The sequence below is a fragment of the Rhizobium sp. WSM409 genome, assembly GCF_057653825.1.
Genome location: NZ_CM172794.1, coordinates 4,647,664 through 4,673,490 on the forward strand (window position 1 = coordinate 4,647,664; position 25,827 = coordinate 4,673,490).

Here is a 25,827-nt window from a genome sequence, read left to right on the forward strand (position 1 = left end):
TCCGCAATTGCGTGAAAACGAACAGATAGAGCATTTCCATGACTCGGAGAGATCGGGAAATGCTCTAGAACGAGCAGATTGGATCGAGTGGCATGTTTGGAAAACGCGGAAATGAGGGTTCCGGAAAGGTCGGGGGGGCGATTGCTCCTCCGCCGCCGGCTCCGGCCGCCGCCTCTGCGGCCTCTTCCCCCTCCATTCTGGTCGAACCCTCGCGCGAGTCCGCACGCCAGCAGGTGACGCCGCCGCCGATGCAGACGCCGCAGCGCAAGCGCCCGGCCCGCACCGATGAATATTACGACACCAAGGCGCAGGTCTTTTCCGCGCTGATCGACACGATCGATCTCTCGCAACTTTCCAAGCTCGACGGCGAAAGCGCCCGCGAGGAAATCCGCGACATCGTCAACGACATCATCACCATCAAGAACTTTGCGATGTCGATCTCCGAGCAGGAAGAACTGCTCGAGGATATCTGCAACGACGTCCTCGGCTACGGCCCGCTGGAGCCGTTGCTGGCGCGCGACGACATCGCCGACATCATGGTCAACGGCGCCGGTCAGACGTTCATCGAAGTCGGCGGCAAGACGATCGAATCGGAAATACGCTTCCGCGACAATGCACAGCTTCTCTCGATCTGTCAGCGCATCGTCAGCCAGGTCGGACGCCGCGTCGACGAATCGAGCCCGATCTGCGACGCCCGCCTGCCGGATGGCTCGCGCGTCAACGTCATCGCGCCGCCGCTGTCGATCGACGGGCCGGCGCTCACCATCCGCAAGTTCAAGAAGGACAAGCTGACCCTCGATCAGCTCGTCCGTTTCGGCGCGATCACGCCGGAAGGTGCAACCGTGCTGCAGATCATCGGGCGCGTGCGCTGCAATGTCGTCATTTCAGGCGGCACCGGCTCGGGTAAAACCACGCTTCTGAACTGCCTCACCAACTATATCGACAGGGACGAACGCGTCATCACCTGCGAGGATACGGCCGAACTGCAACTGCAGCAGCCGCATGTCGTGCGTCTCGAAACGCGCCCGCCGAATATCGAAGGCGAGGGCGAGATCACCATGCGCGATCTCGTCAAGAACTGCCTGCGTATGCGTCCCGAGCGCATCATCGTCGGCGAAGTGCGCGGACCTGAAGTTTTCGACCTGCTGCAGGCGATGAACACCGGTCACGACGGTTCGATGGGCACCATCCACGCCAACACACCGCGCGAATGCCTGAGCCGTATTGAATCGATGATCGCCATGGGGGGCTTTACCCTGCCGGCAAAGACGGTGCGCGAGATCATTTCCAGCTCGGTCGATGTCGTCATTCAGGCGGCACGCCTTCGCGACGGTTCGCGCCGCATCACCCAGATCACCGAGGTGATCGGCATGGAAGGCGACGTCATCATCACCCAGGACTTGATGCGCTACGAGATCGATGGCGAGGATGCGAATGGCCGCCTGATCGGCCGGCACATGTCGACCGGCGTCGGCAAGCCGCATTTCTGGGATCGCGCCCGCTACTTCAACGAGGAAAAGCGTCTTGCCGCCGCCCTCGACGCGATGGAAGCGAAAACGAAGGAATAGGCGAGATGTTCGGGTTCGATCCGATAGTATTGGCAATCGTCGTCCTCGCCGCCGTCTCCGCGGCGGCGGTCGCCTATGCCCTGTTGTTTTCGAAGATCGAGGCCGACAAGAAATCGGCAAGCCGCATCAATCGCGTCAAATCGGCCGAAAGCGACCGGGTCAAGGTCAAGGCTGCCCGTGACCGGGTGCAAGAGCTGTCGAAGCGCCGTAAATCGGTGCAGGACAATCTGAAGGATCTGGAAAAGCGCCAGCACGAAAAGACCAAGAAGACCGTGTCGATGAAGGCGCGGCTGGTGCAGGCCGGCCTGACGATCACGGCGGCGAAATTCTATCTCATCAGCGCCGTCTTCGCCTCCATGCTGCTTCTCGTCGCCTTGGTCGTCGGCGCATCGTGGATGGTCATGGTCGGTATCGCCGTCGTCGCCGGTCTCGGCCTGCCGCGCTGGGTCGTTGGCTTCCTGATCAAGCGCCGCCAGACCAAGTTTTTGAACGAACTCCCCAATGCGCTTGACGTTATTACGCGCTCAATCAAATCGGGCCTGCCGCTCAACGATGCGATCCGCCTTATTGCCACCGAAGGCACCGAGCCTGTCAAGAGCGAGTTCCTGCGGGTGATCGAGGCGCAGCAGGTAGGCCTGAGTATCCCCGACGCCTGCGCGCGCATGACGATCCACATGCCGCTCCAGGAAGTCAACTTCTTCGCCATCGTCATCGCCATCCAGTCGCAGGCCGGCGGCAATCTGTCGGAAGCGATCGGCAACCTCTCCAAGGTGCTGCGTGAGCGCAGGAAGATGAAGGCCAAGGTCCAGGCGCTCTCGATGGAAGCCAAGGCGTCGGCCGTCATTATCGGGGCTCTGCCCTTCATCGTCGCGACGCTCGTCTACATGACGTCGCCGAACTACATGATGATCCTTTTCACCGATCCGCGCGGCCATTTCATCATGGGTGTCTCGGCGATCTGGATGTCGATCGGCATCTTCGTCATGCGCAACATGGTCAATTTTGACATCTAGCCGGAAGGACGCACCATGTCGCAGGATCTTGCCGCAACGCTGACCAATCCGAGCATGCTGATCGCCCTCTTCGTCGCGATTGCCGTCTTCGCCACTTTTTACACGATCGCCATTCCCTTTTTCGAGCGCGGCGATTTGAACAAGCGCATGAAGGCTGTTTCCACGGAGCGCGAGCAGATCCGTGCCCGCGAACGCGCCCGCATGAACACGGAAACCGGCGCCGGCAAGGCCTCGCTCAGGAACCAGAACAACCGCTCGGTCCGTCAGATCGTCGAGCGCTTCAACCTGCGCAAGGCGCTGGTCGACGAAAACACGGTCAACAAGCTGCGTGCCGCCGGCTTCCGATCGGAGAATGCGCTGAATACCTTCCTGGTGGCGCGTTTCCTGCTGCCTTTCCTGTTCCTGACGCTTGCCGCTGTCTGGGTCTTCGGCCTCGGCAATCTCGCCGAAAAGGGCACGCCGATCCGCCTCTTCGCCGTCATCGGCGTCGGTTATCTCGGCTTCTACGCGCCGAATATCTTCATCTCGAACCGCATGGGCAAGCGCCAGCACTCGATCAAGCGCGCCTGGCCGGATGCGCTGGACCTGATGCTGATCTGCGTTGAATCCGGCATCTCGATCGAGGCCGCGATGCGCCGTGTGTCGGAAGAGCTCGGCGAGCAGTCGCCGGCGCTTGCCGAGGAGATGGTGCTGACCACGGCCGAGCTTTCCTTCCTGCCGGATCGCCGTGCGGCGCTCGAAAATCTTGCCACGCGCACCCAGATCGAGCTGGTTCGATCGGTGACTCAGGCGCTGATCCAGGCCGATCGCTACGGTACGCCGGTTGCACAGGCGCTGCGCGTTCTTGCCCAGGAAGGACGCGACGAGCGCATGAACGAGGCGGAAAAAAAGGCTGCCGCCCTGCCGCCGAAGCTGACGGTGCCGATGATCCTGTTCTTCCTGCCGGTGCTGATCGCCGTCATTCTCGGTCCGGCCGGCATTCAGGTGGCAGACAAGTTCTGACGGTTGCGCCGGCGCCGGAAAGCGGATGCCGCTTTCGGCAGAAGACGATGTTGCCTCAAAGACCGTCGGCCGAGCCGGAGCCTTCAAACACGCGTGACCAGCACCGGCATAGCTGGTAAACGGGACGGACGACCATCGGCAAGCGGATGCAACCGCAGTGCCCCTGGCGCGCGTTCAATCCAAAAGAGAGGTCTCCGATGTCTTCTGCGGGCATTTTCATCAGCATCTTGGCAGCCTTGGCCGTCGGCGCGATGAGCCCTGGGCCGAGCTTCGTCGTCGTCTCCAGGATCGCCATCTCGCGTTCCAGGCTGGATGGCCTTGCGGCCGCACTCGGCATGGGCGCCGGCGGTGTCGTTTTTGCCGTGCTGGCGCTTGCCGGGCTGACGGCGCTGCTGTCTCAGTTCGAATGGCTCTATGTCCTGCTAAAGATCGCAGGCGGCGCCTATCTCGTCTATATCGCCGTCAATATCTGGAGGAGTGCCGGTCAGCCGCTCGAAGTCTCTGACACCGTCAACGGCAACCGCGCGCTGAGATTGAGCTTCATGAATGCGCTGCTGACCCAGCTCAGCAACCCGAAGACCATCATCGTCTATGCCAGCCTCTTTGCGGCACTTCTGCCGAGGACGGTGCCGCTCGATCTCATCGTCGCGCTGCCGCTCGGCGTCTTTGCCGTGGAGGCGGGGTGGTATTCGATCGTGGCCTTCGCCTTTTCGGCCCGCCATCCGCGGCGCCTCTATCTTGCCGCCAAGGGCTGGATTGACCGGGCCGCTGGTGCCGTCATGGGCGGCCTGGGTTTGCGTCTCATTCTTTCAGGCCTGAGCGCCCGCTAAGATCAGGATCTGTCTGAAGGCGTAAGCCTTTCCGACGACATGATTCGGTCAGTTGGTGTTGCTGTCGCCTGCTGCTTGCGGCGTCTTGTCCTTGGCGGCGAGTTTCTGCCAGGAATTCTGCTGCGAGAGCATGCCTCTGAGATAGGCGACATTGGCATCGGCCTGCTGCGGCGAAAGTTCGCGCCGGGCTATCTGCTCGGCTTCCGGGAAACGCCCCTGTAGGCCGACGACCAGGGCAAGGTTCTGCCTGACGCGGCTGTCGGCAGTCGGCTGGCTGGCGGCGGAACGCAGGTAGGTTTCGGCCGTGCGCAGATCGCCGGTCAGCACGTAGGACATGCCGAGGTTGGAAAGGATGGAGGGCTCGTTCGGCTGGATGTCGAGCGCGTCGCGGTAGCGCTGCCGGGCATCACTTGCCCGGCCCATCTGGTCGAGGATCGCGCCTTGGGCGGAGATCAGCTTCCAGTCAGGACGGTCGGGCGTCTGGGCGCGGCCGATCGTGTCGAGCGCCTGCTGAAACTGGCCGGCCGCCGCCTGCGCCTTGCCGTAGGCGGCCAGCACGTTGCGGTCGGCGGGATTGGCGATCGCCACCTGCTGCATGACGGCGAGCGCCTGCGTGTCGCGACCGTTCATGCGCAGCAGATTGGCGTAGTTGACGCCGGTGACGGGATCGCGCGGGTTCTTTTCATAGGCCTGGCCGAGCCGGTCCGTCGCTGAGCGCAGCTCGGTCGCGTCCATCTCTTCGACCGGCTTGGTGAGTTTCGGGACCGAGCCCGTTGTCATCCGGTCCTTGGTCGTCGAGCAACCGGCAAGTGCCAGGACGAGCAGCGATGCCGCAGCGCCCTGCAGGATACGATTCGTGAATGCGGTGGTGAGCGAGGCAGGCATGGCGCGTTCCTGGATTCCGAAATCGGCGCCTGACCTCGAAGCGGAACAGGGAAAGGTTTGACGCGTAATCTTCGCTCCAGCAATAGTCTGTTAACCCTAACAGACCGTTAAGGAACGATTCCTTGCGACCGCCGAAGGACAATCATGGCCCCCTATCAGTTTATCGAGAGACCGACTCCTTTCAACACGAAGGGCGGTTCGACGCTGCCGATCTTTGCCGTTACGCCTGCCCATATCGAGACCGGCACGATCGATCCGATCGCGCTCAATTGGGCGCGCAGGGCAGGCTACAAGGCCGAAAGCGGGTCGCTGCTGCTGATCCCGACGGCCGAAGGCCATCTCGGCGGCGCGCTTTACGGCCTCGGCACCAATCCATCCGAGCAGCCTTACATCACCGGCAGGCTCGCCCGTGCGCTGCCGGCCGGCGACTGGCACATCGAGACCGCGCCGCTGACGGCAAATCGCCTGGCCCTCGGCTTTGGGCTCGGCAGCTACCGTTTCGACCGTTACAAATCCGAAAAGTCGCCGGCGGCGACGCTGATGATCCCCCGCGATGCCGACGCAGCCGATATCAAGCGCCAGCTTGCCGGCGTCTTTCTCGCCCGCGATCTGATCAATACACCGACGAACGACATGGGGCCGAGCCAGCTCGAGGCCGTTTTCCGTGGCCTGGCCGAACATTACAAGGCTGAGATATCGGTTATATCGGGCGACGACCTGCTCAAGCAGAACTTTCCGCTGGTCCATACCGTCGGCCGCGCCAGCGCCGATGCGCCGCGCCTGCTTGAGCTGCGCTGGGGCAAGAAGGGTCATCGCAAGGTGACGCTCGTCGGCAAGGGTGTCTGCTTCGATACCGGCGGTCTCGACATCAAGCCTGCCGCCTCGATGCTGCTGATGAAGAAAGACATGGGCGGCGCGGCGAATGTCATGGGGCTTGCCCTGATGATCATGGACGCCAAGCTGAAGGTCGATCTGCGCGTTATCGTTCCGGTCGTCGAAAACGCGATCTCGTCCAATGCCTTCCGCCCCGGCGACATCTACCGGAGCCGCAAGGGCCTGACCGTCCAGATCGACAATACCGACGCTGAAGGCCGGCTGATCCTTGCCGATGCGCTTGCCTATGCCGACGAGGAAGAGCCCGAGCTCTTGATCGACATGGCGACGCTGACCGGCGCTGCCCGCGTTGCGCTTGGCCCGGATCTCCCGCCCTTCTTCACCGACGACGCCAATCTGGCGCATGACCTGACCGAAGCAAGCCTGGAAACCGATGATCCGCTCTGGCGCCTACCGCTCTATTCCGGCTACGAAAAGGATATCCGCACCAAATTCGCCGATCTCACCAATGCGCCGGCCGGTGGCATGGCGGGGGCGATCACCGCGGCCCTCTTCCTCAAGCGTTTCGTCAGCAAGGCGAAGAGCTGGGTGCATTTCGATATTTTCGGCTGGGCTCCGTCCGAACGGCCGCATTCGCCGGGCGGCGGCGAGGCACAGGCGATCCGCGCACTCTTTCACCATATCCGCGAGAGCCTGCGCTGACGCCATCCGCAGAAAAGCGTTGAGGCGCGCCGCGTGTTCACGCGTTGCGCCTCGCTGCCGATCGTTAAAATTTTATTCACCTTGCCGGACAGCAATTTCCAGCGCCTCTTGCATGTCCACAGCAACTGCCGGAAAATGGAACGTTAGCGTAACGATCTTCCGGAGGGGCCGTGCCGATCGAACTGACCGCCTCGCAGGCGCTGGGGCTCTGGCATGGCGCGGCGCTCGATCAGGTCCGCCACGATGACCGCGATTTGACGTTGCGTCAGATGGCGATCCTGCTGCATATTTATCTGGTGCCGCCGCCGCACACGGTGCGCGGGCTTGCCGCCACGCTTGATGTCACCAAGCCGGTCATTACCCGCGCCTTGGATACGATGGGTGAGATGGGCCTGGTCGATCGTGTGCGTGACGATGCCGACCGGCGCAACGTGATCATCAAGCGCACCGTCGGCGGTGCGCTCTACCTGGAAAAGCTCGGCGATCTCATCCGAGATCAGGCCCGCCGGCTGCCGATCTGAAAGGAATGCGAATGACGATGCTCGACCGCCGCCTGCATGCTTACAGGTCTGATCTCGCGGAAGCGGGGCTCGAAGGCAAGGTTGAGGCGTCACGTTTTACGGAAGGCGCGCCGGCGCGTGTCGCCGTTCCTGTCCTGGCCGTGCGCCCTGAACCGGACCTTGCCCGCGGAATCGATACGGAACTGCTTCTCGGCGAGGATGTGACGGTTTTCGATCGCGCCGGCGGCTGGTGCTGGGTGAAAGCCGCTTCGGACGGGTATGTCGGCTATGTCAAGGCAGACGCGCTCTTGGAAGGCCGGCCGGCGCCGACCCATATCGTCACCGTGCAGCGCACCTTCCTCTATCCGGAACCGGAACTGCGCAAGCCCCACCAGGCCATCCTGTCGATGGGAAGCCGCGTCCACGTCGCCGGCGAGGCGGAGGCGCGCGGCAATCGCTATGTCGTGCTCGAGGACGGAACTGCGATATTCGCCAAGCACGTCCAGCCGATCGGCGCGCTCGATGGCGCCGATTATGTGGAGATCGTCGCCCGTTTCCTGGAAACGCCCTATCTTTGGGGCGGGCGTTCCGGCCTCGGCATCGATTGCTCCGGCCTCGTCCAGTTGGCGATGCTGATGACAGGCAGAGCTGCGCCGCGCGATACCGACCTGCAAGCGGCAGGCCTCGGCCAGCCGATCGATCGCTCCGAAATCCGCCGTGGCGACCTGGTCTTCTGGAAGGGCCATGTCGCCGTCTTCGAAGATCCGGAAACCATCCTGCACGCCAACGGTCATAGCATGACGGTGGCGCGCGAGAATTTCGCGGCCGCGGTCGAGCGCATCGGCTGGCTCTATGAGCAACCGACCGGCTATCGCCGCCCGATCAACTGATCGGAGGCTGCGGCCAGGATCTCACTCCGCCCGTCCAGTCCTCGAAGGCTTTCGACAGTCTCAGCACCCGCATGTCGTCGAAGCGCGGCCCGACGATCTGCAACCCGATCGGCATGCCCGATCGGGAGAAACCGCAATTGATCGAGGCGGCCGGCTGCTCCGACATGTTCCACGGCACCGTGAAACCGATATGCTCAAACGGCAGGGCCGGATCATTGGTCGGAGATGCCCATTCGGCCGGATAGGAGATGATCGGATTGGTCGGCGAAAGCAGGGCGTCGACCTCGGTAAACAGCCGTCCGCAGCTCTTGCGCATCTCGATCGTCTGATTGAAGCCCTTGACCGCATCGACGCCGCTGATGTCGGCGCCGCCCGTCGCCCAATCCCTGATATAGGGCAGGATGCTGTCGCGCCTGTTGTCGTCGAGATCCGCGATATCGCCCCAGAACCGGGACCGCCAGAAATTGTCGAGGCCATCCAGCATCGCGCGGGTTAGCACCGGCTGGACCGATAGAATGGTCGCGCCGGCCGCCTCGAACTGTTTCGCCGCCGTTTCGACCGCGGCCCTGATCTCGTCCTCCACCGCAAGGCCGCAGCCGGCATCGAGCATCAACCCGATTTTCATGCCCGACAGGTCGATGTCGAGATCCATCCAGTTGAAATCGTTCGGCGGCAGGCTGGTGCCGTCGCGCCAGTCAGGGCGTGACAGCGTCGCCATCGAAAAGGCCGCATCTTCGACGGTGCGCGCCATCGGCCCGACGCAGCGCCCGACATAATAGGGATCGGCCGGAATGCGTCCATGGCTCGGTTTGAAGCCGAAGATGCCGGTCCAGCCGGCGGGAAGGCGCACCGAACCGCCGATATCGGTGCCGATATGCAGTGGTCCGTAGCCGGCCGCCGCCGCTGCGGAAGCCCCGGCACTCGATCCGCCGGGATTCTGCGTGGTGTTCCAGGGATTGCGGCTGAGAGGATGAAAGCTCGAAAGCCCGGAGGAAAGCATGCCGTAATCGGGGCAGGTGGTCTTGGCGAAGATCACCGCGCCATCTTCCCGCAGCCGGGCGGCGGCCGGCGCATCGGCGTCCGCGGGCCTCAGTTCCACCGCCCTCGTGCCTGATGGCACCGGCTGGCCCTTCGTGGCGATCAGTTCCTTCAGCGTCACCGGGATGCCGTCGAGGGAGCCAAGCGTTTCTCCCTTCGCCCAGCGCTCCGTCGACGCTTTCGCCTGCGCGCGCGCCGATTCCGGATCGTAGAGGTAGAGTGCCGAAATCGACGGCTCCCAGGCTGCTATATGATCCTCGAGAGACAGCCAGTATTCCAGGGGGGAGAGGCTCTTATCGGCGAAGCGTTGCCTGAGTTCGCGGATGGTAAGGTCGGTTTCGGTCATGGCATGGTCTTTCGGGCTCTTCGTCTTGGGAGGACATCAGCGGCTTGCCTCGCGCGGGTCGAGCAGATCGCGCAAACCGTCGCCGAGCATGTTGAAGCCGAAGACGGTGAGCGCGATGGCAAGACCGGGCAGGATCGCCAGCCAGGGGGCGAGCGCCAGATAGGTTTGCGCATCGGCAAGCATCCGGCCCCAGGTCGGCGCCGGCGGCGCCATGCCGAGCCCGAGGAAGCTAAGACCCGCTTCGGTGAGGATCGCCAGCCCCAGCTGGATCGCGCCATGCACGATGATCTGGCTGATGATATTCGGCAGCACATGGCGCAGCGAAATGGTCAGTCGCGTATTGCCGATGGCGCGCGCTGCCGTCACATAGTCGCGGCTCCAGGCCTGCAGCGAGGTTGCGAGGGTGACGCGGGCAAAGACCGGAATCATGAAGACGGCAATCGCGGTGATCGCGGTGAACCGCCCTGGTCCGAGAAAGGCGCCGAGCATCATGGCGGACAGGATCGGCGGCAAGGCGAAGATGACGTCGCAGATGCGCATCAGCAGCGCTTCGAAGGGACCGCGGATCGCCGCGGCTGAAATACCTGATATCGAACCCAGCGTCCCGCCGATCATAACCGCTGTGATGGCGATCGACAGCGAATTCCAGCAACCTGCCATCAGCATCGAAAGCACGTCGCGGCCGAACTGGTCCGTGCCGAGCAGGCCGAAGGCAAGCGGCGGCTGCAGCTTGTGGATGATCTGCATTTTCGCCGGCGGCAGCGGCGTCCAGACGAGCGACAGCAGCGCAAACGCGACCAGCAGGCCGATGATGACAGCTCCTGAAATCAGGTTCAGTCGCCGGCTAAGTCTAAAGACCCGACGGCGGCTGGCAATTGCGGTGGATGCGATCGGTGCCATGGTTTCAGGCCGCCTTTCTCATCCTGGGATCAATCGCCAGATAGGAGAGATCGACGATGAAATTCATCACGATGACAAGGCCTGCGAAGAATAGCACGACATCCTGCATGACGATGACATCGCGCTGGGAGAGCGCCTGCAGCGCGAGCCGTCCGAGGCCGGGAAGGTTGAAGACGTTTTCAACCAGCACCGCGCCGGCGACGAGAAAGGTGAATTGCAGCCCGATCATCGTCAGGATGGGGATCAGCGCATTCGGCACGATATGCCGCCACAGCACCGCACTGCGGGAAAGCCCCTTGGCGACGGCAGTGCGGGCAAAATCCTCGTGCATCGTGTCGAGCACCGCTGAGCGCGCCACCCGCGTCAACACACCCGCCTGCGGCATCGCCAGCGCGACGGCGGGCATAACCAGCGCCTGCAATGCCGGCAGCAGGCCGGCGCCCCAGCCCGGGAAGCCACCGGCCGGCATCAGCCCGAGCATCGTCGAAAACAGGATGATCAACAGCAGCGCCACCCAGAAGGCGGGCACGGCGATGCTGATCTGCGAAAACAGCGTCGCCATGATGTCGAAGACACCGCCGCGGCGCGAGGCGGCCAGCACGCCGAGCGGCAGGGCAATCGCCACCGAAAGCACGATCGCCATCAGCGCCAGTGGCAGCGTTACCGCCAGCCGCTCGACGATCAACCCCGCGACCGGTACGCCATAGGTCAGGGAATTGCCGAGATCGCCTGATAGCACGCCGATCAACCATTGCCCGTAACGCAGCAGCAGCGGCTGCTCGAGGCCGAGACTGTGACGCAGCGCCGCAAGCGTCTCCGGCGTTGCCGAGGTGCCGAGCATGATCGAGGCGGGATCGCCTGGCAGAAGGTCCATGACGGCGAAGATCAGCAGCGAGACGACGACGAGCGTGACGATGAGACCGGCGAAGCGGCGGGCGAGGAGTGGGATCATGCGTGCCACGCTTTCGATGTGGCCTGGCGGCTCCCCCGCCCGCCCTCATTCCTGTGCTCGTCACAGGAATCCAGCCACGGGGCGTCTGCGCCGTGAATAACTCTCATGCGATGAGTAGCTGGTTCTCCCGCGCCCAAGGACTTGGGCGCACTGGATTCCTGTGACAAGCACAGGAATGAGGGAGCGAGAGGTTCGCGTGAGTCGACCATATCCGACTGTTCTGCTTCCGGCGCCAAGGCCATCACCTCATCACATCGCGCCTGACCTACCCCTCTCACTCGTCCCAGGAAACACCAGTCAGCACGTTGGAAGGGATAGGCTCGTTCTCCCACAGGCCCTTCAGCTTCTTGTCCCAGACGCCGAGTTTCGGCATGACGAAGAGGTAGAGCGCCGGCACGTCCTCGGCGAGGATCTTCTGCGCTTCGCCATAGATCGCATTCTGCGCGGCGGGATCGGTCGTCTCCTGAACCTTCTTCATCAGCGCGTTGAAAGCGGGGTTCTTATAATTGAAATAATAGGGATCGCGCGCATAGATGTCGATGTCGAGCGGTTCGGCATGGGCGACGATCGTCATGTCGAAGTTGCGGTCCTTCATGATGTCCTGGACCCATTTCGCCGGAAATTCCGTCGGCTCGATATTCATCGTCACGCCGATCTCGGCAAACATCGCCTGCATCACCTGGGCGCTGCGCGGCGCATAAGCCATCTGCGGCGATTTGATCGTGAAGGTGAAACCGTTGGGGTAGCCTGCTTCGGCAAGCAGCGCCTTCGCCTTCTCGACGTCGTAAGGCAGCACGCCTGTCATGTCCTGATAGCCCGGATCGTTCGGCGTGTAGTGGCTGCCGATCGGCGTGCCGAGGCCCGACCATGCGCCGTCGATCACCGTCTTGCGGTCGATCGCCATCATCAGCGCCTGGCGGACGCGTTTGTCGTCGAACGGCTTCTTGGCAGTGTTCATGCCGGCAACGACCTTGAGCTCGGTATTGCCGATCTTGGTGACGAGCCTCGCATCGCCGTCGAAAGAACTCATCAGCTCAGGCGCGGCAAATTCCGGAAAGGCATCGAGATCGCCGGATTTCAGCGCTGCCGCCTGCGCCTGCGGATCGGCGATAAACCGGAAGGTCACCTTGTCGAGCTTGGCGGCCGCATCCTTGTTCCAATAATCGGCATTCCTGGCGAGTTCGACCTTGTCGCCCTTCGCCCAACTGGCGAATCTGAAGGGGCCGGTCCCCACTGGCGTCGTCTTGTCGTCGGCAGCCGTCTTCGGTGCGACCATCACAGAGGCTGGCCAGCCGAGCCAGTAGATCAGGCTGCCGGTCGGCGCAGAGAGATGCAGCACCAGCGTTTCGGCATCCGGCGTATCGATCGAGGCGATCGAAGCGAAGAAGCGCTTCTGCGGATTGACCGAATCGGCGCCACGGGCACGGTCGAGCGAAAACTTGGCGGCAGTGGCATCGAAGGCCTCGCCGTCATGGAATTTGACGCCGGTCTGCAGCTTGAACGTATAGGTCAGGCCATCGGGAGAGATCTCCCAGTTTTTTGCCAGCTGCGGCTGGATCTTGCCGGACTGGTCGATCGTCACCAGCCCTTCGAACACGTTCTGCCAGGTCACCTGGCCGATTGCGACGGGTGCCGCGATCGTCGGGTCGAGACCGGTCGGCTCGACGCTCATGCCGAGATTGAGCGTGGTCTTCGCCGCCTCGGCCGGCGTCATCGTCGTCATCACCAGGCCGGCCGAAAGCGCAGCACTGAGCGAAAGCCGACGGGCCAAACGCGCGGAAGGCGCAAACGAAAACTTGATCATCATGTTCCCTTGTCTGGCCGCGCGTCGATGACGAAGGCCTTTTGCGAATAGAGTGGCACTATGCTAGTGCACACACAATGACGATATTGTGTGCTCAGTGTGGCCGAAAAAGCTACACCGTAAATCCGCGGGCAATGCAAGCTCGAAGCGTCAGTCTTTCGTCTCGGTCCGGCGGTTCGTGCGCTCGCGCATGAACCTCTCGATGAAGTCGAGCAGTTTCGTCGCGGCGAAGGACAGCTGCCGGTCCGGCGCGACGCAGAGATCGACATGGGTGCGGATGCCGGTCTTGCCGGCCAGCGGAATGGCAAGGAGCTGACCCGCCTCGATCTCGCGGCGGACGGTCAGTGCCGGCAGCAGCGTGACCGCAGCCCCGCTGAGCACGAGTTCCTTCAGCATTTCGAGCGAGCTGGTGACGAAGACGGGATCGAGGCTCAGCCCTTCCTTCTCGAACAGCGCGTCGAAGGCCTGGCGGAAGCCGAAGGATTGATCCGGCAGTGCCAAGGCGTAGTCGGCAAGCGTCCTTAGCGGGATCTCGGCATGCGCGGCCGCCGGATGCAGCGGCGTGGCGATGAGATCATAGGCGATCTCGGAGCGTAGCCGCACCTTGGTGCCGGACATCGGTGGCGCAAACAGCGTCACCGCAATATCCGCCTCGGCGCTGTTGACGGCATCCACCGCCTGCCGCGCGCTGGTGATCGTCACGGTAAAACGCAGCTTCGGATATTTCAGGCTGAATTCGGCAAGCGCCGGCGCCAGCAGATTGGCGACGGTGGCGCCATTGGCATAGATGCTGACACGGCCGCGCTGCAGGCCCTTCAGGTCTTCGATCAGCTGCTGCACATGATCGAGCTCGCGCAACGTCCGGCCGGCGCGGGCGGCAAGCAGTTCGCCGGCGGCCGTCAGCTTGACGCCGCGGGCGCTGCGTTCGACGAGCGGCGCGCCGAAATGATATTCGAGGTTCTCGATCTGCCGGCTGATCGCCGTCGGCGCGACATTGAGATTCTCGGCCGCCTGGCGCATAGAATTGGTCCTGACCAGCTCGTCGAAATACATCAGCGCCCGGATCTGCATTCACGTCTCTCCGCCTTTTGGCACGTTGGGGTTCCGGTTCCGACCCTAAAGCATGTCGCCCGAAAGTGCGCAGCGGTTTTGGGACAACGACATGGATAAAAACAAAGATCTCAGTCAACGACCATTCGGATAGCGGTCGCGCCATGCCATTTGCGCGCCCTCGACCGGAAGGGCGGTCGCCGCGTAGACGCCACGGGCGATCGCCCGCGCCATGACGATGGTCGCAAGGTGGCAAAGCTCCATCAGGCTCGCCATGTCGTCTCTTCGATGCTTGGCCGTCGAAGCGGCAAAGACGGTATCGCCGTCGAGTGGCAGGTGCGCTGGCAGCAGTGCCCTGGCAAGGCCGTCATGGCCGGCGAGCGAAAGCCTGTGCGCCTCGGCCTTCGTCAGCTGCGCGTCGGTCACCACCGCGCCGATCGTCGTTGCCGGCGTGTTCATGCCCTTGAGCCGCATCCGGTGGTCGGCCACATCAGGCATGCCGAGCCCGCCGAATTCCGCGTCTTTTTCGAAAGGTGCTGCCCAGAAATGCGGCCCGTCGCCGATCGTTGCGGAGCCGAGCGCATTGACTGCGACGATCGCCGCGATGCGATGCCCGGTGCTGCTGACGGCGCTGGCCGAGCCGAGCCCGCCCTTGACGGTGGCCGTCGTCGCCCCTGTGCCTGCACCTGTCGTGCCGAGCGCGAATGTGCCCTTGGCCGCAGCCTGCAGTGCCGTATAGCCCATGTCGCGATAGGGGGAGTGAAGGCCCCAATCCTTGTCGCCGCCATTCAGCAGGTCCATCAGGATCGCCTGCGGCACGATCGGGATGCGCACCGACCCGACGGCAAAGCCGCGGCCGCGCTCGCGCAGGCCCGCCTGCACGCCGCCGGCGGCATCCAGCCCGAAAGCCGAGCCGCCGGAGAGCACGAAGGCATCCACGGCATTGACGGTCATCGACGGATCGAGCAGGCCGGTGTCGCGCCCGCCCGGCGCACCGCCGAGCACCGTGCCGGATGCGACGGCCGGTTCGTCGAAGACGATGACCGTGACGCCGGAACCGAGCGCAAGGTCGGTCGCATGGCCAATGGAAAGACCTTCGATATCGGTGATGAGATTGAGAAGATCGGGCAAGGGCGGATCCTTATGCGGGAAGGCGGCCGGTAGGACTGTACTGCATAATTTCTTAAATCGGAATCGATTTAAGGACAAAATTATGCAGCAATTCAAAGTGTTACAGCCTTTGCGCGTTCATAAAGACGCGCGGCGCTGCAATGCCCTCAAAAAACAAGACCGGCCCCATGTGGCGGGACCGGTCGGACATCGGGAAAAGCCGCGAATGCTAATCGCGGCCTCATGCCCTCAGGCATGAAGCGGCTTCGGATGACGGCGGGTCATCAGGTCATGGATGGCTAACCGCACCTCATCGGGCGAGCCGAAACGCTGCTCGTCGAGGTCGTGGACATGAAATTTCACGGCGATGAACTTCAGCCGATCTTCATCGGGAATGACGATCCCGACGGGAACGCCTGCATATTCGATAACTTGCTTCTTCATAGATAGAACTCCTGCCGCGCGACATGCGCAGCCATGGCGAATTGACTTGTCTGGTACCGTTGAAAGGAGGACGAACGTCACATTCGACAGTTCGGGCGGGAGAGGGCGCCCGGACGGTCATTGCCAAGCACAGATCGCCCAAGGAGATCGGCGAGAATATCGATGTCTATCATGCTCGTTCCTTGTGTTGGCGTTGCACTTGAGTGGTCCCGGTAGAGCCCGGGGCCGGTGAAGGCTGTCTTCTATAATCCACTAACTTAGTAGAGATTATCTGATAGCCTGTCAGAAACATATTCCGAAACGTGTCAAAATATCGACGATCCGAAAAAATTCATTCCGTCACAGCCCGAACTTACAGAAAGAAACATATCAGCTCTTCGTTAAATTCGCATGACAGAATCGAACTTCGATCGATCACAGCGGCAGACATAAGAAGCCTTGCTGTATGAGGCAATGCCCCGTTTCATTAAAAATCGAAATGCCTCGAAATGACCGATTTGGTTAATGCTGGAAGCCCTGTGTCACCAGCCTTCTTCGAGCACCTTCTCCAGCATGTCCGCGAAAAAATCCGCGCTGTCGATGCTGAGGCAGAGCGGCGGTTTGATCTTCAGCACATTTTGGTGATCGCCGGTCGGCTGCATGATGACGCCGAGGTCGAGAAGCCGGTCGCAGATTGCAGCCGTCTCTTCCGTCGCCGGTTCCAGCGTCGTTCTGTCGCGGACGAATTCGAGGCCGAGATAGAGGCCCATGCCGTGCACGGCGCCCGCAATCGGATGGCGGTCGATCAGCGCGGCGAGCCGCGCCTTCAGATGATCGCCGACCGCCCGGGCATTTTCCTGCAACTTTTCCTCGGCCATGATGTCGAGCACCGTCATGCCGGCGATGCAACTGACGGGGCTGCCGCCGGTGGAGGAAAAGAAAGTGCCCTCCTTCTCCAGCGATTGCGCAATCTCCCGCGTGGTGATGACGGCGCCGAGCGGATGGCCGTTGCCCATGCCCTTGGCGACGGTGATGATATCAGGCACGACGCCCTGCTGCTCGAAGCCCCAGAAATAGTGCCCGAGCCTGGCATAGCCGACCTGCACTTCGTCGGCGATGCAGACGCCGCCGCGAGCGCGTACCTGCGCATAGAGCTCCTTGAGATAGCCTTCCGGCAATGGAATGCCGCCGGCATTGCCGTAGACCGATTCGGCGATGAAGCCCGCAAGGCCTTCGCCCGCAGCATCTATTGCCTCCAGCACCGGCGTCGCCATGCCGAGATAATCCGCTGCCGTATCGGGACCACGGAAGTCGCCGCGATAGGTGTTCGGCGAAACGATGGTATGCACCCAGTCCGGCCGGGTGGTCGGTGCCTGCGGATTGTCGGCGATCGAGGTGGAGACGGCGTCGCTCGCCGCTGACCAGCCATGATAGGCTTCGAGCAGGCAGAGCATGTTGCGCGCGCCGCTATGGGCTTGCGCCAGCCGAAGCGCCAGATCGTTCGCCTCCGAGCCGCTGTTGACCAGGAAGACCGCATCGAGCCCATCCGGCGACAGGGCGGCGATGCGTTCGGAAAATTCCGTGATCGCGGCGTAGTGAAAGCGCGAATTCGTGTTGAGCCGCAGCCATTGCGCGCTGATCGCCGCCGCGAGCTTGGGATGGCCATGGCCGAGAATGGTGACGTTGTTGACCATGTCGAGATAGGCGCGGCCCTCGACATCGAACAAATGCTCCTTCCAGCCGCGCTCGATCTGCGGCGGCGCCGCATAATAATTCTTCTGCGGCCTTGCGAGATGCGCCCGCCGCCTGGCGAAGAGTTTGGCGGTTTCAGGTTGCGGCGCATCCGCTTGCGGGCTGAGAAGCAGCGAAGGCGAAGGGCAGAGCACCGACCAGGCCGCCGCCGTGCGCGGCGTCGCAAAAAGCGGCGGTTCGAGACCGGCGACGCTGCAAAGCTGGACGCGCAGCCCGCCGAGCGACGACGCCTCTCCGAAAACAGTGCCGAGCGAATCGCCGGCGGCGATCTCGGCTCCATCCTCGACGGAGAGGTCGAGCCCATCGAGATGCAGGGTCATGTTGTCGCTGGCGAGCGTCAGATGCTGGTCCTTCCAGCCGATGCGGCCGGCAAAGGGCGCGGCAATCGCGCTGCCTGCGGCAAGGCATATGTCGACATGCAGAGCGCAGGTCGCCTGTCCCTTCGCGGTTCCCGCGCGGGAAAGCCGATATTCGCCGTAGCGCGTCGCTGCCGTACCGTTTTCGGTTGCCATGCGGGCAAGCAGCCGCCAGTCCATGTCCGTATTCAGCCAGTTGCCGGCGGAAAAATGCGGGCTCCGTACCCCAAGATCGACATAGGCGATCCCGGCGGGATCGATGTCAGGCAGCAACGGCAGCCATCCCGATGTTTCCGGCGCGGTGACATCTACGCCGGCTGCCTTGAGGATCGCGGCTTCCATGAGATCGAAGGGAACCGACATCGCCGTATCGAAGATCGCCCGCTCGCGGTCGAGATTGTCGCGGACATAGTCATTGTCGGGATCGACCGAAATCTGCTGCTCGCCGCTGGCGACGAGAATGACCGCGCGTGCGACGATCAGCGGCCAGAGCGCCTTCAGTTCCTCCTCGCTCAGCGGATAGATCGCCTGATAGGCGGTGACGGCGGGCAGGATGTGAAAGGGGTCGCCATCGGCCTGATGCAGCAGCGAAGCGCAGGTGACGGCGAGATCGCCGACCAGCCAGCCGCGGATGATGTCGCCGAAATCGATCACCCCGTCGGGGATGATATGGCCATGGGCGTCACGGTGGCCGACGACATTGTCGCCGGTGACGTCGTGATGCACGGCCTGTAGCCGAAGCGCCGGCGCCAACGGCTGGATGCGGCGGACGGCCATCACCATGGTCTTGGCGATCCGGTCGCGCGCCGCACTGTCGGTGATGGCCGAAAGCAGCTGCACGGCAACGGGACCTGCCCGTCTGAGATCCCATTGCAGGCTGCGGTCGAGACCGGGATGGTTGAAATCGGCAAGCGCCTGCGCCAGCCTGGCGCAGAGCGCGCCCAGCGCCGCCACGGAAGCCGGCGCCAGATAGATCAGCTCCGTCAGCCCCTGGCCTTCCAGATACTCCAGCAGCCGGACCTGATAGCCCTGCCCGCGCACGGTAAGGACGACGATCTCCCGCCCCTCATTGGTGGGGATCACCTTCGGAACGCGCGGCGCATCTTGCCGGCTATTGAGGTGACGGATCGCCGCATTCTGCGCTTCGAGCTCGCGGATCTCGTAGGCGGCGTGGCAGATCTTCAGGACGTAGCGACCCCTCTCGCTATCGACGCGATAGTTTCGATCCTGCTGGCTGCCGAGTTCGGCAAGCGTGCCGGATAGGCTGTAATGAGCAAGGAGGATCTCTTCCGCATCGGTGGCGGTCACATCGGGGCGCGGCAGCGCCATGCGATCAACAAGCGCCTCGTCGGTCATGACACCCCTCCCGCAGCATGATTCGATTACCTATTGAACGAGATAATCAAGTACTTGCCGCTGGCAGGCAACGGGGATTGTCGTTTGCCAGCAAAAGAGATGCAGGGCTGCGCTCAGCCCATGCGTTCGGAGGCGTAGCCGCCGGGGCTTGCCGGGAAGACCACGGTGCGGTTGCCGTTCAGGAAGGTGCGGTGATGGATATGCGCATGGATGGCGCGCGCCAGCACCTGGCTTTCGACATCGCGGCCGATCGAGACGTAGTCGTCGGGCGACTGCGCATGGGTGATACGCGCCGTGTCCTGCTCGATGATCGGGCCTTCGTCGAGATCGGCGGTGACGTAATGCGCCGTCGCCCCGATCAGCTTCACGCCGCGTTGATAGGCCTGCTTGTAAGGGTTGGCGCCCTTGAAGCTCGGCAGGAAGGAATGGTGGATGTTGATGATCTTCCCGGACATCTTCTGGCACATCGCATCCGAAAGCACCTGCATGTAGCGCGCCAGCACGATCAGCTCGGTTCCGGTCTGTTCGACGATATCCATGATCTGGCCTTCAGCCTGCAGTTTGTTCTCCTTCGTCACCTTGATGTGGTGGAAGGGAATGTCGTGGTTGACCACGACTTTCTGGTAATCGAAATGGTTGGAGACGACGCCGACGATATCGATCGGCAGGGCGCCGATCTTCCAGCGGTAAAGCAGGTCGTTCAGACAATGGCCGAAGCGCGACACCATCAAGAGCACCTTCATGCGGGCACTGCCGTCATGGATCTCGGCATCCATGGCGAACCGCTTGCAGATCGGCTCGAAGCCTTCCTTGAGTTCGGCAAGCGGCACGCCTTCCTCGGAGATGAAGCTGACGCGCGTGAAGAACCTGCCGGTATCGAGATCGTCGAACTGCGAGCTGTCGACGATGTTGCAGCCCTTGTCTGCCAGATAGCTCGAAATCGCCGCCACGATGCCGCGCGTAGACTTGCAGGATACCGTCAATACGTAACTTGTCATGTCTTTCCCTCTTCCCTCTCCAAGGCCGCCGCCGTGCTTAGATCAAAGCCCGGACCGCGAACAGGCCGGCGCACTTTCATTCATGCGACAAATTGCAAGAGAAACCATCACCTTTGCGCAAGTTCTCTCATTGCCCAGTCTGAAGCTTAGGAGAAGTTGCGCGAAAAACTGTACCGTCAGCGCCGCTTGGATGCGTAATCTCGCCTTCGACGCGCTTTAGGCTGGCGGCCGACTCGCCACCGCAACCTTCCGGCGGCGCGGCGAGGTGATCTCATGGATGATCGCACCGCCGATCGACGAGAGCACCAGCGAGAGCATCACGAAGAGCACCGGCTGCTGCAGGATGCCGATCGGCAGACGGTCCGCGGCGACCCTGAGAAAAGCCAGGGTGAAGGCGTGGGTGATATAGATGCTGTAGGAGCAGTCGCCGAGATAGTTCAGCCATCCCACTACCGGCAGCCTGGAAAAATCGATGGAGATCGCGCCGTAGACGATGAAGATCGCCGGGATTCCCCAGGCATAGAACCGGCTTTCCGGTGGCATCAGCGCCTCGTTGATGAACAGAAACGCAAAGCCCATGGCAAGGGCCGCCCAAGCCCAGCGGTTCGGCAGAAGCACCTTCTGTCCGTAGAGCCAGCCGAGCACGACACCGGCGAGAAACTCCAGCATGATCGGCTCGCCGTAGAACCGGGTCACCGTCGTTTCCGGCAGCAGCCGGCAGGCAATCAGGATGACGGCAAAGACGGCAAACATCGCCGGGATGCGCCGAACTTCCTGTAGCGGCAATAACAGCGCGAAGACGAAGTAGAAGAACATTTCGTAATTCAGCGTCCAGCCGGGAACGACCACCGGCGTGATCGTGCTCGGATCGGCAGGATTGCTCCATGGCAGGAAGAACAGCGAGGCGATGAGATGCGGCAGGTCGAACACCGTCGATTTCAGCAATGATGGAGCGACCAGCGCCACAGTCGCCGAAAATAGCGTCGCCAGCCAGTAGAGCGGCACGATCCTCTTGATGCGTCGGCGGGCGAAATCGATCGGGCTCATCGCGCGTCCGCTCGTCGTCAGCCACATCACGAAGCCGCTCAAGACGAAGAAGATGTCGACGCCGGTTTCGCCATAGATGAAGGCGGTGGCATCGATCGCGGGATTGACCTTGGCAAGCTGCAATACCGCGTGGAAATAGACGACCATCAGCGCCGCGATGGCGCGCAGATATTGAAGCTGGACAAGCATCGAGCGTCTTGCTCCCCAGAGCATGATGCCGAAAAGTGTGGGTGGTTTTCGGACGAAATCATGCTCTATTTCTTTGATTTAGAACAGGATTCAGACTTTAGGCCAATCCGGCCTAAAATCATCCTTTTCTAGGGCTCGCGCGGACAGGCGCCGCTGCGGTCAACTCAATACATCTGCCCGACGACCCTGCCGGATGCGCGGGCTGTCATGGAAGCGCATATATCCGACGACGAACCAGAGGAGACCGGCGATCTTCATCGAGAAGACCGCGGTTCCCCCGATCATCATATTCAGAAAAATGAAAAGAGAAAGTGAATGGGCGCAGCGCCGCTGTGCCGCCGTGCGCCCGGCGGGAAAGAGGCAGACGAACAGCCACAAGGCGATGACGCCGAAGATTGTCGCCGCGTAGATCAGGTAGACATAGCCGCTGTCGGCGAATTCGGCGACCCGGTCGACCGAAAGCCCGAGGATGGCAAGCGGATCGAGCTCCATGATCTTCTTCATCGTCAGGTTGATGCGGCCGGTGAAATTGTCGCCCGTCGCATTGGGTTTCATCACGTAGACGAGGAAGCCGGCGGCGACGATCAGCGGCATCAGCGCCAGATTGAAATTCTTCGGGATCTTCGGAAAGACGAAGTAACCGACGATGCAGGCACAGCAGAAGATCAGCATCGTGCGCGTGTCGTTCGTCACCAGGATCAGCACGGCCGTGCCGACCATCAGCAACCGGTCCCAGCGGCCAAGCCTCTCCCACATCGAAATCAGGTAGACCGCGATCACGCCGCAGAAATTGGCGAGCGACACCTGCTCGAGGAAGATCGAGGAGGAACGGTGGTCGATGATGCCGAAAGAGAAGCGCTCGGGAAAGCCGAGCGCGTTCTGGAAGAGGCCCGTCGTATTGTAGCTCAGCGGCAGCAGCCCGCGCGTATTGGCGAAATAATCGGACGGGTGGACGATGCTGACATAGAACGGCACGCTGACGATCTCGAAGATCAGGAAGATCATGACGGCAAGACTTGCCCAGCGAAAGGCGAGCTTCATCGTTTTCTCGTTGCTCCAGCCGCCGAGCCCGGTAAAGCAGAAGATGATCAGCACGTTGCGGAAGTGATCGATGAACAGCATGCGGTTGAGCACGCTGACATAGATGGTCACGACGAGCGTGAACAGCAGGAACAGGAAGGCCGGCAGATCGGTCTCGTAGATCCCCTTGTGCAGGATATAGATGATGGCGCTCGCCATGATCAGGCCTTCGCTGGCGGCGACATGCGTCATCGAGAGCGGCACAATGTTGTGGTTGATGAAGGCGAGAATGCCGTTGTAGAGCACGGAGAGCAGCCCGAGCCAGAGCACCGTATGATCGGTGCGCGATGCCCTGCCGGCGGCATCGAGCCGGTTGCCGGCGACAGTGCCGGCCACAGTGAATGTCGCTGTCCTCTGATCGACGACCGCCATGCTCATTTCCCCGCGGGTTTGACGGCGGAGCAAATGCCGGCACCGGCTTTTGCCGCCTCGGCAAGAAGCCGCATCTGCGGCCGCTCAGGGCCCTTGCGCGGCTGGACGTTGAACGGCTCGTCCGCCGGCCACCAATCGCCGGCCGCCCAGTAGGACCAGCCGAGCCACACATCGCTATTGCCGGACATGGTGGCGTAGATTTCGGTCAGCCCGCTCATGCAGTCCTTGTCGGTGGAGGCGCCAAATTCGCCGAGAAAACCGCGCTTGTGGTTCTGCTTCAACCAGGCGGTAACGCCGTTGATCGCCGCGACCGCGGCGGACGCACCTTCACAGGTCGGATGGGTGCCGGAGGAATCGGCATCGAGATACTGGTGGACCTCATAGGCGTAGAAATTGAGCGGATCGCGCACACCGAGCATCACCGTGCCGTTGGCGCCGCCGATCACATCCTTTTCCCAGCTGCCCGCGCCGCTCCAGGCGGTGCCCGGCACCAAGATGAGGTTGCGCGCGCCGACAGCGCGGATGCTGCGGATCGCCGCATTGGCCGCATCCAGCCAGTCGGTCGCCTTGATGTCGTGCGGTTCGTTCATCAGGCCGAAGAGAACGCCGTCCTGATTGGCGAATTCGACGGCGAGCCTTGCCCAGAAGTCACCGAAGGCGGCATCCGTCGCCGGCGCTGTGCCGACCTGGGTCTTGTCGTAATAGCCGAAATTATGCGGGTCGAGCAGAACCGCCATGCCGTGCTTGCGGATCAGGCCGATCGTATCTTTGATCCGCTTGAGCTCATCCTCGTCGAGCCGCCCGCCGAGTGCGGGCTGCAGCCGCTCCCAGCGGAAGGGCAGCCGGATAATCGTCATGCCCTTCTTGGCGAAATAGCCGATCGTGTCTTCGCTCGGGTAGGTGTAGTTGGTGCCGTAGATGCCGCCGCGCTCGCCATATTCACCGCCGGACAAATTGACGCCGCGGTAGCAAGGGGCCTCAGCCGCAAGGACCGGCGACGGGGTGAGAGCGGCCGCAAGCAGCAGCGCTGTCAGATGTCGTGTCGTCCTCATGGCATCCTCGCAATCGCGGCAAATCGCAACATCGGCGTCGCTGACGTTATTTTAACGGTCCGTTAGCTAAGAATTTCTAAAGTATCGGCACCTCGGCTTCAGTCTTTCACGCTGGGCGGGACACGAGTGCGCGTATGAACCAGTATGACAGGAACAGGATAAGCCGGCTCCCTGGCTGGCGCAGTTTTGAGCCGTCTCAGACTGCGCCGGAAGGCGTGGGCATGCGCAGTCCCGTCGTCCGCCCGGATGATTTCGTCCGGCCATCGCCCGAACCTGCCCCGCCCCCCTTCGTGCCGCCGGCAAGCATTGCGGAAACCCGCCAATATGAGCGTCCGGCACCTCAGCCTCAGCCTGCAAGACAGCCTGTCGCGGACGCGCCGCCGAATGCAGAGTCCGCGCCGGCCGCACCGCTTCTCGACCTCCGCTCCAGTATCGCCGCGATCTGGAGCCGGCGACTGATCGTGCTGGGTTTGGCGCTTCTCGGAGCCCTCGCCGGCGGGGCGGTGGCGCCGCGCATCGCCCAGAAATTCACCGCCATCAGCAGCCTCTATTTCGATCCGCGCCAGATCGGCCTTGCCGATGCCGGCGCGCAATCGTCGGGTCCCTCGCCGGAAATGATCTCGGCGCTGATCGACAGCCAGGTGCAGATCCTGACCTCGGGCAATGTGCTGCGCCGCGTCGCCGAAGCCATGAAGCTCGACCAAGATCCCGAATTCACCGGCGGCCGCACGGATGGCGCCGCCGTGATCGGCACTCTGCAGAAGGCGCTGGTCATCACCCGTGAGGCCAGCACCTATGTCGTCTCGCTTGCCGCCACGACCAACGATCCCGAAAAATCCGCAAGGCTTGCCAACCAGGTCGTCACCTCCTTCACCGAGGAGGAGAACAGTGCCTCGAACGGCATTTACGAAAATACCTCCTCAACGCTCGACGGTCGCCTCAACGACCTGCGCCAGAAGGTGCTGGAGGCCGAGCAGGCTGTCGAAACCTTCCGCGCCGACAACGACATGGCCGCGACCGAGGGCAACCTGATTTCCGATCAGCGGCTCGTTTCGCTGAACACGATGCTGGTGACGGCACAGGAAAAGACCATCCAGGCAAAGGCGCGCGCCGATGCCGTCGCCAACCTCCGCGTCGAGGACATCGTCGCCGGCAACCAGGCGGAGGGCGGCGTCACCTCGCCGCTCGTCAGCCTGCGTCAGCAATATGCCACCCAGGCCGCCGCCGTCGGCAGCCTCGAAAGCCAGATGGGCACGCGTCATCCGCGCCTGCAGGCCGCCCGCTCCTCGCTGCAGAGCATTGGCGGCGAAATCAAGGGCGAATTGCAGCGTCTCGTCACCTCGGCAAGGGGCGAATACGAGCAGGCAAAGGCCGCCGAGGACAGCATCGCCAAGGAACTTGCCGTGCAGAAGGCGTTGCAGGCGAGTACCTCCGACAAGCAGGTGGAATTGAACGAATTACAGCGCAAGGCGACGGCGGCGCGCGATATTTACGAGACGGTGCTGAAACGCTCTAGCCAGACGAGCGAGGAGCAAAACTTCAACCGGAGTAACATTCGCGTCATTTCGCCGGCCGAGCCGCCGGTCAAGGGAGACGGTCCCGGAAAGACGATTCTATTGGTTGCCGGCGTCATCGGCGGTTTTCTCGCCGGTTTCGTCGTCGGCGCGGGCTTTGCGATTCTCGCCGGCCTCTTCAGCCATCCCGTCATCAGAAGTTATTTCAGGAAGTCTCCCGCTGCGGCCGCTTGATGACGGTCGTCGGTTTTCCTACATCGGGGA

General features: G+C 62.4%; 21 protein-coding genes. 8 read left to right on the top strand and 13 right to left on the bottom strand.

Annotated features, from left to right (window positions below):
• Positions 1–92 precede the first annotated feature (92 nt).
• The 4 genes from AC25BC_RS22710 (at position 93) to AC25BC_RS22725 (ending at position 4,413) form a co-directional block, all read left to right on the top strand.
• Positions 93–1,568: a TadA family conjugal transfer-associated ATPase gene (locus AC25BC_RS22710; protein WP_128438459.1), complete on the top strand. Its 1,476-nt coding sequence runs from the start codon at positions 93–95 to the stop codon at positions 1,566–1,568.
• A 5-nt stretch (positions 1,569–1,573) separates the two neighbouring features.
• Positions 1,574–2,581, top strand: coding sequence for a type II secretion system F family protein (locus AC25BC_RS22715; RefSeq protein ID WP_012759733.1), 1,008 nt, complete (start codon positions 1,574–1,576; stop codon positions 2,579–2,581).
• 15 nt (positions 2,582–2,596) lie between these two features.
• Entirely contained in the window at positions 2,597–3,583 is a 987-nt protein-coding gene (locus AC25BC_RS22720; RefSeq protein ID WP_012759734.1) for a type II secretion system F family protein, read from the top strand.
• Positions 3,584–3,780: 197 nt separating this feature from the next.
• Entirely contained in the window at positions 3,781–4,413 is a 633-nt protein-coding gene (locus AC25BC_RS22725; protein ID WP_012759735.1) for a LysE family translocator, read from the top strand.
• A gap of 48 nt (positions 4,414–4,461) precedes the next feature.
• On the opposite strand, the gene AC25BC_RS22730 is transcribed toward AC25BC_RS22725, so the two are convergent.
• Entirely contained in the window at positions 4,462–5,298 is an 837-nt protein-coding gene (locus AC25BC_RS22730) for a tetratricopeptide repeat protein (RefSeq protein ID WP_128438460.1), read from the bottom strand.
• A gap of 144 nt (positions 5,299–5,442) precedes the next feature.
• On the opposite strand from AC25BC_RS22730, the gene AC25BC_RS22735 reads away from it, so the two are divergent.
• From AC25BC_RS22735 to AC25BC_RS22745, 3 genes are all read left to right on the top strand, one after another.
• Positions 5,443–6,834 carry a leucyl aminopeptidase family protein gene (locus AC25BC_RS22735; protein ID WP_128438461.1) on the top strand — a complete coding sequence of 464 codons (1,392 nt, stop codon included), beginning with the start codon at positions 5,443–5,445 and terminating at the stop codon, positions 6,832–6,834.
• A gap of 170 nt (positions 6,835–7,004) precedes the next feature.
• Positions 7,005–7,355, top strand: a complete 351-nt coding sequence (locus AC25BC_RS22740) for a MarR family transcriptional regulator (protein WP_003544522.1) — start codon at positions 7,005–7,007, stop codon at positions 7,353–7,355.
• An 11-nt stretch (positions 7,356–7,366) separates the two neighbouring features.
• Positions 7,367–8,224 carry a C40 family peptidase gene (locus tag AC25BC_RS22745; RefSeq protein WP_017995716.1) on the top strand — a complete coding sequence of 286 codons (858 nt, stop codon included), beginning with the start codon at positions 7,367–7,369 and terminating at the stop codon, positions 8,222–8,224.
• Here AC25BC_RS22745 and AC25BC_RS22750 read toward each other — a convergent pair.
• From AC25BC_RS22750 to AC25BC_RS22805, 12 genes are all read right to left on the bottom strand, one after another.
• Complete coding sequence (locus AC25BC_RS22750; protein ID WP_017995717.1) at positions 8,217–9,608, bottom strand: amidase; 1,392 nt, start codon at positions 9,606–9,608, stop codon at positions 8,217–8,219. The two genes, AC25BC_RS22745 and AC25BC_RS22750, sit on opposite strands and share 8 nt — an antisense overlap.
• A gap of 36 nt (positions 9,609–9,644) precedes the next feature.
• Positions 9,645–10,508 carry an ABC transporter permease gene (locus tag AC25BC_RS22755; protein WP_113546568.1) on the bottom strand — a complete coding sequence of 288 codons (864 nt, stop codon included), beginning with the start codon at positions 10,506–10,508 and terminating at the stop codon, positions 9,645–9,647.
• Positions 10,509–10,512: 4 nt separating this feature from the next.
• Positions 10,513–11,460 carry an ABC transporter permease gene (locus tag AC25BC_RS22760; RefSeq protein WP_017995719.1) on the bottom strand — a complete coding sequence of 316 codons (948 nt, stop codon included), beginning with the start codon at positions 11,458–11,460 and terminating at the stop codon, positions 10,513–10,515.
• A 274-nt stretch (positions 11,461–11,734) separates the two neighbouring features.
• Positions 11,735–13,264 carry an ABC transporter substrate-binding protein gene (locus AC25BC_RS22765; RefSeq protein WP_206641093.1) on the bottom strand — a complete coding sequence of 510 codons (1,530 nt, stop codon included), beginning with the start codon at positions 13,262–13,264 and terminating at the stop codon, positions 11,735–11,737.
• 150 nt (positions 13,265–13,414) lie between these two features.
• Positions 13,415–14,335, bottom strand: a complete 921-nt coding sequence (locus AC25BC_RS22770) for a LysR substrate-binding domain-containing protein (protein WP_113546566.1) — start codon at positions 14,333–14,335, stop codon at positions 13,415–13,417.
• 114 nt (positions 14,336–14,449) lie between these two features.
• Positions 14,450–15,445: a P1 family peptidase gene (locus AC25BC_RS22775; RefSeq protein WP_012759745.1), complete on the bottom strand. Its 996-nt coding sequence runs from the start codon at positions 15,443–15,445 to the stop codon at positions 14,450–14,452.
• A gap of 228 nt (positions 15,446–15,673) precedes the next feature.
• Complete coding sequence (locus AC25BC_RS22780; protein ID WP_003544544.1) at positions 15,674–15,868, bottom strand: hypothetical protein; 195 nt, start codon at positions 15,866–15,868, stop codon at positions 15,674–15,676.
• A gap of 521 nt (positions 15,869–16,389) precedes the next feature.
• A complete protein-coding gene (locus AC25BC_RS22785) occupies positions 16,390–19,311 on the bottom strand; it encodes an aminotransferase (protein ID WP_128438462.1) in 2,922 nt (973 codons plus the stop codon).
• A 113-nt stretch (positions 19,312–19,424) separates the two neighbouring features.
• Complete coding sequence (gene purU / locus AC25BC_RS22790) at positions 19,425–20,309, bottom strand: formyltetrahydrofolate deformylase (protein WP_012759747.1); 885 nt, start codon at positions 20,307–20,309, stop codon at positions 19,425–19,427.
• Between the two features lie 216 nt (positions 20,310–20,525).
• A complete protein-coding gene (locus AC25BC_RS22795; RefSeq protein ID WP_017995722.1) occupies positions 20,526–21,545 on the bottom strand; it encodes an acyltransferase family protein in 1,020 nt (339 codons plus the stop codon).
• 159 nt (positions 21,546–21,704) lie between these two features.
• Positions 21,705–22,997 (bottom strand): hypothetical protein, encoded by a 1,293-nt coding sequence (locus AC25BC_RS22800; protein ID WP_128438463.1) that lies wholly within the window; start codon positions 22,995–22,997, stop codon positions 21,705–21,707.
• A 2-nt stretch (positions 22,998–22,999) separates the two neighbouring features.
• Positions 23,000–24,049, bottom strand: a complete 1,050-nt coding sequence (locus AC25BC_RS22805; RefSeq protein WP_113546563.1) for a glycoside hydrolase family 5 protein — start codon at positions 24,047–24,049, stop codon at positions 23,000–23,002.
• A 134-nt stretch (positions 24,050–24,183) separates the two neighbouring features.
• Between AC25BC_RS22805 and AC25BC_RS22810 the strand changes: the two genes are divergently transcribed.
• Entirely contained in the window at positions 24,184–25,797 is a 1,614-nt protein-coding gene (locus tag AC25BC_RS22810; protein ID WP_012759751.1) for a GumC family protein, read from the top strand.
• Positions 25,798–25,827: the final 30 nt, after the last annotated feature.

Excerpts from the sequence above, each read along its gene's own strand:
- AC25BC_RS22785 (WP_128438462.1), bottom strand. The coding sequence starts at position 19,311 with ATGACCGACGAGGCGCTTGTTGATCGCATGGCGCTGCCGCGCCCCGAT.
- AC25BC_RS22720 (WP_012759734.1), top strand. The coding sequence starts at position 2,597 with ATGTCGCAGGATCTTGCCGCAACGCTGACCAATCCGAGCATGCTGATC.
- AC25BC_RS22800 (WP_128438463.1), bottom strand. The coding sequence starts at position 22,997 with ATGGCGGTCGTCGATCAGAGGACAGCGACATTCACTGTGGCCGGCACT.
- AC25BC_RS22750 (WP_017995717.1), bottom strand. The coding sequence starts at position 9,608 with ATGACCGAAACCGACCTTACCATCCGCGAACTCAGGCAACGCTTCGCC.
- AC25BC_RS22735 (WP_128438461.1), top strand. The coding sequence starts at position 5,443 with ATGGCCCCCTATCAGTTTATCGAGAGACCGACTCCTTTCAACACGAAG.
- AC25BC_RS22805 (WP_113546563.1), bottom strand. The coding sequence starts at position 24,049 with ATGAGGACGACACGACATCTGACAGCGCTGCTGCTTGCGGCCGCTCTC.
- purU (WP_012759747.1), bottom strand. The coding sequence starts at position 20,309 with ATGACAAGTTACGTATTGACGGTATCCTGCAAGTCTACGCGCGGCATC.
- AC25BC_RS22725 (WP_012759735.1), top strand. The coding sequence starts at position 3,781 with ATGTCTTCTGCGGGCATTTTCATCAGCATCTTGGCAGCCTTGGCCGTC.
- AC25BC_RS22715 (WP_012759733.1), top strand. The coding sequence starts at position 1,574 with ATGTTCGGGTTCGATCCGATAGTATTGGCAATCGTCGTCCTCGCCGCC.
- AC25BC_RS22755 (WP_113546568.1), bottom strand. The coding sequence starts at position 10,508 with ATGGCACCGATCGCATCCACCGCAATTGCCAGCCGCCGTCGGGTCTTT.
- AC25BC_RS22795 (WP_017995722.1), bottom strand. The coding sequence starts at position 21,545 with ATGCTTGTCCAGCTTCAATATCTGCGCGCCATCGCGGCGCTGATGGTC.
- AC25BC_RS22810 (WP_012759751.1), top strand. The coding sequence starts at position 24,184 with ATGAACCAGTATGACAGGAACAGGATAAGCCGGCTCCCTGGCTGGCGC.
- AC25BC_RS22745 (WP_017995716.1), top strand. The coding sequence starts at position 7,367 with ATGACGATGCTCGACCGCCGCCTGCATGCTTACAGGTCTGATCTCGCG.
- AC25BC_RS22780 (WP_003544544.1), bottom strand. The coding sequence starts at position 15,868 with ATGAAGAAGCAAGTTATCGAATATGCAGGCGTTCCCGTCGGGATCGTC.
- AC25BC_RS22730 (WP_128438460.1), bottom strand. The coding sequence starts at position 5,298 with ATGCCTGCCTCGCTCACCACCGCATTCACGAATCGTATCCTGCAGGGC.
- AC25BC_RS22760 (WP_017995719.1), bottom strand. The coding sequence starts at position 11,460 with ATGATCCCACTCCTCGCCCGCCGCTTCGCCGGTCTCATCGTCACGCTC.
- AC25BC_RS22770 (WP_113546566.1), bottom strand. The coding sequence starts at position 14,335 with ATGCAGATCCGGGCGCTGATGTATTTCGACGAGCTGGTCAGGACCAAT.
- AC25BC_RS22765 (WP_206641093.1), bottom strand. The coding sequence starts at position 13,264 with ATGATCAAGTTTTCGTTTGCGCCTTCCGCGCGTTTGGCCCGTCGGCTT.
- AC25BC_RS22710 (WP_128438459.1), top strand. The coding sequence starts at position 93 with ATGTTTGGAAAACGCGGAAATGAGGGTTCCGGAAAGGTCGGGGGGGCG.